This is a genomic window from Pseudomonas sp. JV245A, assembly GCF_032424515.1.
Lineage (GTDB): Bacteria > Pseudomonadota > Gammaproteobacteria > Pseudomonadales > Pseudomonadaceae > Aquipseudomonas > Aquipseudomonas protegens.
The window spans coordinates 23,520-29,779 of sequence record NZ_VYKE01000069.1 but is presented as its reverse complement, the minus strand read 5'-3'; the positions used below and the strand labels follow the sequence as shown (position 1 = coordinate 29,779).

At 63.9% G+C, this 6,260-nt stretch carries 7 protein-coding genes; 2 read left to right on the top strand and 5 right to left on the bottom strand.

Features of this window, described 5'->3' with window-relative positions:
* Nucleotides 1-356 (top strand): iron chelate uptake ABC transporter family permease subunit (locus tag F6S12_RS18720; protein WP_315869195.1); only part of this gene is annotated, 356 nt, incomplete at its 5' end.
* Between the two features lie 79 nt (nucleotides 357-435).
* On the opposite strand, the gene F6S12_RS18715 is transcribed toward F6S12_RS18720, so the two are convergent.
* On the bottom strand, nucleotides 436-990 hold the full coding sequence (locus F6S12_RS18715; protein ID WP_015636055.1) for a hypothetical protein: 555 nt from the start codon (nucleotides 988-990) through the stop codon (nucleotides 436-438).
* A gap of 501 nt (nucleotides 991-1,491) precedes the next feature.
* Here F6S12_RS18715 and F6S12_RS18710 point away from each other — a divergent pair.
* Nucleotides 1,492-2,214 (top strand): helix-turn-helix transcriptional regulator, encoded by a 723-nt coding sequence (locus tag F6S12_RS18710; protein ID WP_053152451.1) that lies wholly within the window; start codon nucleotides 1,492-1,494, stop codon nucleotides 2,212-2,214.
* A gap of 34 nt (nucleotides 2,215-2,248) precedes the next feature.
* Here F6S12_RS18710 and F6S12_RS18705 read toward each other — a convergent pair whose 3' ends face one another.
* From F6S12_RS18705 to F6S12_RS18690, 4 genes are all read right to left on the bottom strand, one after another.
* Nucleotides 2,249-3,868, bottom strand: coding sequence for a serine hydrolase domain-containing protein (locus tag F6S12_RS18705; RefSeq protein ID WP_169893522.1), 1,620 nt, complete (start codon nucleotides 3,866-3,868; stop codon nucleotides 2,249-2,251).
* A 239-nt stretch (nucleotides 3,869-4,107) separates the two neighbouring features.
* Nucleotides 4,108-4,650: a TetR/AcrR family transcriptional regulator gene (locus tag F6S12_RS18700; RefSeq protein WP_236203994.1), complete on the bottom strand. Its 543-nt coding sequence runs from the start codon at nucleotides 4,648-4,650 to the stop codon at nucleotides 4,108-4,110.
* Complete coding sequence (locus F6S12_RS18695; protein WP_123472701.1) at nucleotides 4,643-5,191, bottom strand: dihydrofolate reductase family protein; 549 nt, start codon at nucleotides 5,189-5,191, stop codon at nucleotides 4,643-4,645. Before F6S12_RS18695 ends, F6S12_RS18700 begins: the two co-directional genes overlap by 8 nt.
* Nucleotides 5,192-5,278: 87 nt before the next feature.
* Nucleotides 5,279-6,184 (bottom strand): LysR family transcriptional regulator, encoded by a 906-nt coding sequence (locus tag F6S12_RS18690; protein WP_011061908.1) that lies wholly within the window; start codon nucleotides 6,182-6,184, stop codon nucleotides 5,279-5,281.
* Nucleotides 6,185-6,260: the final 76 nt, after the last annotated feature.

The following is a 6,260-nucleotide window of genomic DNA, read 5'->3' as shown; positions in this document are numbered from 1 at the left end:
GGCGCATCAACCTGCTGGAAATGGGCGACGCCACCGCCAGCCAACTGGGGGTCGCGGTGGAGCGCACCCGATTGATCATGGTCCTGGCCGCCGTCGGCCTCACTGCCATCGCCACCGCCGCTGCCGGGCCCATCGCCTTTATCGCCCTGGCCGGCCCGCAACTGGCCCGGCGCCTGACCCGCAGCGCCGACGTGCCGCTGGGGTCGGGCGCGCTGACGGGCGCGGTATTGCTCCTGGCCGCAGACCTGCTGAGCCAGCGCCTGGCGTTCCACGCCAACCTGCCCATCGGCCTGATGACCGGCCTGCTGGGAGGTTTCTACCTGTTGTGGTTGCTGGGCCGCAGCCGGCGGGTTTGAGCCTCGGCGTGTACCGCATAAAAAGACGCAGGCGAGCAATAGGCTCGCCTGCCCCAGGTGGTCCACCCGGCTCCAGCCATCAGGCCAGAGTGAAGGTCCCGGTGCCACTACCATGGAAATAGCCGTTGTAGTAGTGCCCCGGCAGCGAGTGCATCACCCCCAGCACCCGCCCCTGGTCGTAAAACGTCATGGTGACCGCCCCCGATGAAATCTCCAGGTTGAATGGCAACGTGTGATTGACCACGCTGTTGACATCCGGGAACACCCCACTCATGTAGACATCTGACAGGTTGATGCTGGCGTTCATCGGCCCGTTCGCGCTGCCGTTGAAATGCGCGGGCATGCCCTGATTTTGCGTCGGGCCGATGGTGGTCAGGTTCGAGCTGATGTAAAGGTAGCTGCTGCATCCACAGCCCTGGGTACTGAAGCAGTAGTAGCCGCACACATACTCCTGGCAGCCACAACCGCACAGCGACTGGGGATGCGGCTGCTGGCTCAGCGAGGAGGCCAGGCCGGGTTTGCCTGCGGCCATCTCGCCACGTTGGGCGACGGCGGCGTCATAGGCGACCTTGGACAGCACGAACAAGGCATTTTTTTGTTCTTCAGTCACTTTGTTGGCAGGGTTCGAGTTCATTTCAAAGTCCTTTTTTCCAGAGTGGGTCATGGTTTTCTTGCCAGCTAAGTCGCTATGGCAACTTGCTGAAAACGACTATAAAGCGACCCAATCAAGCTGAAATTGGTACTTTTACCAAATCTTCCCCCCGCACTTTTCGAGACGGCCTACCGGTCCTCTTTTCGATAATCTTTCTGCATATCCAGAATGGCGTCTATAGCCAAACAAGTTGACTCCTTGCGCCCTCGTCCCGGGGCTCATTCGGCCCCGCTCAACGGTGCCCGCAAAATTCATCAGTACCCACTTCATAGAACCTGACAGAACAGTTCCGGCACTGATTCCAAGGAGTGTGCAGCGTCCCTTCGCAGCATTTTCAAACGCTCGTCAGCAACTACACTGGAACCTCCAAGGCAACTTGATCAAACACCACGAGGTGCGGATCAAGTCCCGGCTTGAGTTCGGAAAAGCGCACTTCTGGCCTTTCCCCACGCATTTTTCAGGCCGATTCTAAAGGAGTAGAAAATGGGACGTTATACGAGAAGATCGCCCGAGATAGAGTTCAAGAGAGTCAATATCCCGAGCAAGTTATGTGATGAGATCAGGACCGAGCTGGAACGAGAAACCAACCACACCGAGTTCTCTTTCATACTGCGCTCGGATCTGAAGTCCCACAGCAAAGTTGTCTACAACATCGATAGCTACAGCTACGCCTGGCGCCGGGACTACGAAGCGGAAAAATTCTGGACAGTGGACCCGATCCTGAAGATCCATTCTCCGACCCCCTACTTCCCGACGATATGGAGCGACGACTTCATCGAGAGCAAACTGTTTCTCCAGGCGGGCAAGGACTATGGCTTTCTTTCCGGGATGAGCATCGGCCTGCCCTGCAGCTTCGGCAACTACGGGGTGTTGTCGATCGCCTCGTTGAAGCAGGGTTCCCTGCAAGGCGTCGACCCCCTCGACTGGTCGGCTTGCGTCCTCAAGGTCTACGCCAAGCTGATCGACTACATCAACCGCCAACACTCCCTGCAGCGCATCTTCAACGATCATCAGCAAGCCCTGAATGATCGCGAGATCGATATCTTGCGCTACACCGCCGATGGCATGTCCTCCACCGATATCGCCATGCGCATGCACCTGAGCAAAAGCTCGATCGACTACCACATCGCCAAGATCCTGCAAAAACTCGACAGCCCCAACAAGCACCAGGCCCTGGCCCTGGCCATCAAGAAAGGCAAGATATGAAGCGCGTACAGACACCTGCGGCCTGCGTATCGTGCTATGGCGCAAAGACTTTCCCGAACCGCAGATTGCGCGCCACGCTGCTGGTCAGCACCGCGCCTTGCTCGGCAAAGCTGAGCACCCCCAGTTCCCCGGCGCTGAAACGCTCAGCGGTCAGGGGCTGCATCGGGTAGGTGTACAGGCCGATGCGTACATAGAGCTTGCCTTGCCGGGCATGGACCTTGAGCTGTCCGGGGCTGGTTTCTAGGGTATAGAGGCCGACGTAGGGGCGGATATCATCGGGCTTCCAGGGCGGGGCCAGGGCATAGGTCGAGGCCGGGTTGTTGAGCGCGATCCGCCCTCCCGAGGTCGCCGCGAGGTAGATCGGGGTGCCGTCGTTGTCCGCCACCAGCACCTCATCGCTCTGCCGGGTCAGCGGCAGGACGTCGGGGAAGGTTTCCAGGCTCCAACCCTTGCCGCTGCGCCGCAGCTGCAACTGATGGCCGCCATCGTCCAGGTAGGTGCCGGCCACCAGCGTTTTCAGCGATGCCTTGGGCAGCGCCCGGATGCTCGGGGGTGGCGGCGGAATGTCCGCTTCCCCGGACGGCGCCGGCGAGCCCAGCAGGGTATCGAGCAACTGGCGGCCGCGCTCCGAGGCACGGCCGTCATCGCTGTTGCACAGCACCACCGTGGCCACATCGAGCTTGGGGTACCAGGCCACGTCGGTGTTGAAACCGGCCCAGCCGCCGCTGTGGGACAGCTCTTGCAGCCCGCGGTAGCTGCGGTTGGCAAGGCCCATGCCGTAATAGCCGGGATCACCGTCGTTCAGGGGCTCGGTCAGGCGCATGTTCTCCACCAGCGCCTTGCCCCCGACCCGCCCGGTGGACAGGTTGCGCAACCACCGCATCAGGTCCGCCACATTGCTGTGCACCTGGCCGTCGCCGGTCTGCTCCCAGCGCGCATCCACCGCCACCTGGGCCTTGCCCTGCCCGCCCGGTTCATAGCCCCGGGCCAGGTTCGGCAACTGCACCGGGTACTGATCGACGATGCTTGAGTGATCCATGCCCAGGGGCAAAAAGATGTTCGCCCGGGAGTAGTGTTTCAGCGACAGGCCGCTGGCTCGCTCGACGATGCTCGACAGCAGGACGTAGCCGCTGTTGCTGTAGCTGAATTCGCTGCCGGGCGGGAACATCAGGCTGTTCTGGCGCACCAGCAGGTCCAGGGCCTGTTGCTGGGTAAAGCGCTGGCTCAGGGGAATCCCCGCCAGTTCGGCCAGCAGCATGTAGTCCTGCAGCCCTGAGGTGTGGTGCAACAGGTGACGGATCCTGATGCCCTGGGCATAGGCCGGCAGCTCCGGCAGAAAGCGCCGCACCGGGTCCTCCAGGCTCAGGCGCCCCTGGGCTTGCAGTTGGAGGATGGCAAAGCCGGTGAACTGCTTGGACACCGACGCCAGGTTGAACAGGGTATCGGCCTGGATCGCCGCTCCGGTGGCCAGGTCGGCGGCGCCATAGCCTGCGCTCCAGATCACTTTGCCGCCGCGCATCACCCCGGCGGCGCAGCCGGGCTGGTCGGCCGAAATATCCTCGAACACCTTGGAAAATGGCGCTGGTCCATCGGCACGAACCAGAGAGGCCGCCCCCAGGGTCGAGATCAGTACGGCGGTCAACAGTCTACGCATGGGGTTCTCCAGTCACGTCGGTCCTTGGCGCTCCGGCGGAGCAGGCGCCAGTATCCCCAGCAGCGGTGTTGGAATCTGTCGTGGGTCGGTGATTTTCTGTGAACAAAGGTGCAGGGATGTAATGAACGCCCGGGCCGGGAGGATTGCCCTGAAATGGGCAAAGGCCAGGTGTCGGACCGCAAGGAATGGCCAGCCCGGCGCTTTGCCGCGATGCTCGCCGGCGCCCTGTAGAAAGCCGCTTAGCGCAGCAAGCGGCGCAGCCCCGCTTCGAAAGCGCCCTCCAGCGCCTGCGCGCCCTCCCCGGCCAGGGCCAGCGCCAGGGCGTGGCCGTGGCTGTAGTCCACCAGCAGGTCGAACAGCGCCGGGTCTGCATCGAAGGCCCGTACTTCCTCGCGCAAGCGCTGGCTGAAGGTGGCCAGGGAGCCGCCGAACAGCTGCGGGTCACCGAGGACGCACAGGGTCAGCGCCGGATGGCGGCGGACCCGGGCCATGTACTCCCCCAGCAGCGCCTGGATTCTTGCCTCGGGTGGCCACTGCGTTGCCGGCTCGGCCAGCGGCTCGGCGTGCACCCGCTCCACCAGCAGGCGCATCAGGTTGCGCTGGTCGCCCACGTGGTAGGCCACCGACATCGGGGTAATCCCCAGCTGCCGCGCCAGGGCCCGGCCACCGAACCCCTGGGGCCCCAGCTCCTCCAGCAGCTCCAGGCCCACGTCGAGGACCTGGTCCAGGCTCAGTTCACGCCCTGCGGCAGGGCGGCCGCTGCGCTTGAGCCGGTCAGTCATGGACGGCGCCCCGCTCCACCCGGTAGCGGGTGCTCACCAGCCCATCCGGATACCGCCGGGAATCGACGCAGCGCAGGTGCAGGTCCCGGGGCAGTGCGCCGAACAGGGGGCGGCCCGTGCCCAGCAGCACCGGCACCCGGGTCAGGGTCATTTCATCGATCAGCCCGGCCTGGAGAAAGGCTTGAATCAGGGTGCCGCCATCGATGTAGGCGGTTCTCCAGCCCTCGGCCCGCAACTGCGCCACCAGCGCCACCGGTTGCAGCGCGCTGATGCGTACTTTGCCCTCCAGGCGCTGCGGCACGTCCTGCGTACTGAGGGTGCGGCTGAGCACCACCACCGGCTTGTCGAAAGGCCAGGGGGTGAAACCCAGCACGCTGTCGTAGGTAGCACGGCCCATGACAATTCCGTCCACCGACGCCATGAAGGCGCCGTAGCCGTAGTCCTCACCGGACTCGCCACTGGGCAGCCAGTCGATGGCACCGTCGTTGCGGGCGATGAAACCATCGACCGAGGTGGCGATGAATACCTTGCCGAATGCCATGGGCGTTGCCTCCTGGGGGCCTAAACATACAGCGTATGATAAGCCGCTGCCGGGGCCACCTGGCAACCCTTGCCGACACCCTGGCGGTCAATCGCCCCCGGCATAGGCCGCCAGCCCCTGCACCAGCGCGGCGAAGGTCACCGCGCAGCGCGGGCTGTTGCGCAGGTCTTCATGCATCGCCACCCAGGCTTCCAGGCTCGGTGCGAACTGCTCCGCCAGGACCCGCACCAGGCGTGGATCAGCTTCGGCCAGGCGTACCTGGCAGGCACCAATGCCAAACCCCGCGCGCAATGCCGCCAACTGCGCCAGGTCACTGTCACTGCGCCAGGCGAAGGCGCCCCGGGCCAGCATCGGGTACTGCTGTTGCAGGCGGCGGATAAACGCGGTTTCACGGTCGAAGCCAATCAGGGCGTGCCCGGCCAACTGCTCCAGCGAGAGCGGCGTGCCCTGCTGCTGCAGATAGTCCCGGTGGGCATGCAGGCCCAGTTCGATGTCGGCGACCCGGCGCACCAGCAGCGCTTCCTGGGTCGGGCGGAACATCCGCACGGCAATATCGGCCTGGCGTTGCAGCAGGTCGTCGGCACGGTTGGACAGCACCAGCTCCACCACCAACTGCGGATGCTGCTGGCGCAAGGTGGCGAGAATCGGCGGCAACACCTCCACCCCGATGATTTCGCTGGCCGAGATCCGCACACTGCCCTGCACCCCGGCGCCATGGCTGCTGGCCACCCGGCGCAAGGCCGCCTCCCCCGCCGCCAGCTGCAGCAGGTAGGGCTTGAGCTCTAGCGCCGCTTCGGTGGCGGCGAAACCGTCGAAGGAACGGGTGAACAGCTTCAGGCCCAGGGCCGCTTCCAACTGGTCGATATGCCGGCCCACCGTGGGCTGGGTCAAACCCATGGCGCGGCCGGCGGCAGACAGGGAGCCACTGTCCAGCACTGCGAGAAAGGTGCGGTACCAGTCCCAGTGGGGGGGAGTATCCGTGGGGCTATGCATTTTTTTATAGAAACCATCGAAGTCTGGGCAATTTCCATTTAGCCGAGGAACTCGCACTCTGCAAGCTCTGTTCATC

What these genes read in the sequence shown, in the direction of transcription:
- F6S12_RS18690 (WP_011061908.1), bottom strand. Translation starts at nt 6,184, where the DNA reads ATGCATAGCCCCACGGATACTCCCCCCCACTGGGACTGGTACCGCACC.
- F6S12_RS18695 (WP_123472701.1), bottom strand. Translation starts at nt 5,191, where the DNA reads ATGGCATTCGGCAAGGTATTCATCGCCACCTCGGTCGATGGTTTCATC.
- F6S12_RS18710 (WP_053152451.1), top strand. Translation starts at nt 1,492, where the DNA reads ATGGGACGTTATACGAGAAGATCGCCCGAGATAGAGTTCAAGAGAGTC.
- F6S12_RS18715 (WP_015636055.1), bottom strand. Translation starts at nt 990, where the DNA reads ATGAACTCGAACCCTGCCAACAAAGTGACTGAAGAACAAAAAAATGCC.
- F6S12_RS18705 (WP_169893522.1), bottom strand. Translation starts at nt 3,868, where the DNA reads ATGCGTAGACTGTTGACCGCCGTACTGATCTCGACCCTGGGGGCGGCC.
- F6S12_RS18700 (WP_236203994.1), bottom strand. Translation starts at nt 4,650, where the DNA reads ATGACTGACCGGCTCAAGCGCAGCGGCCGCCCTGCCGCAGGGCGTGAA.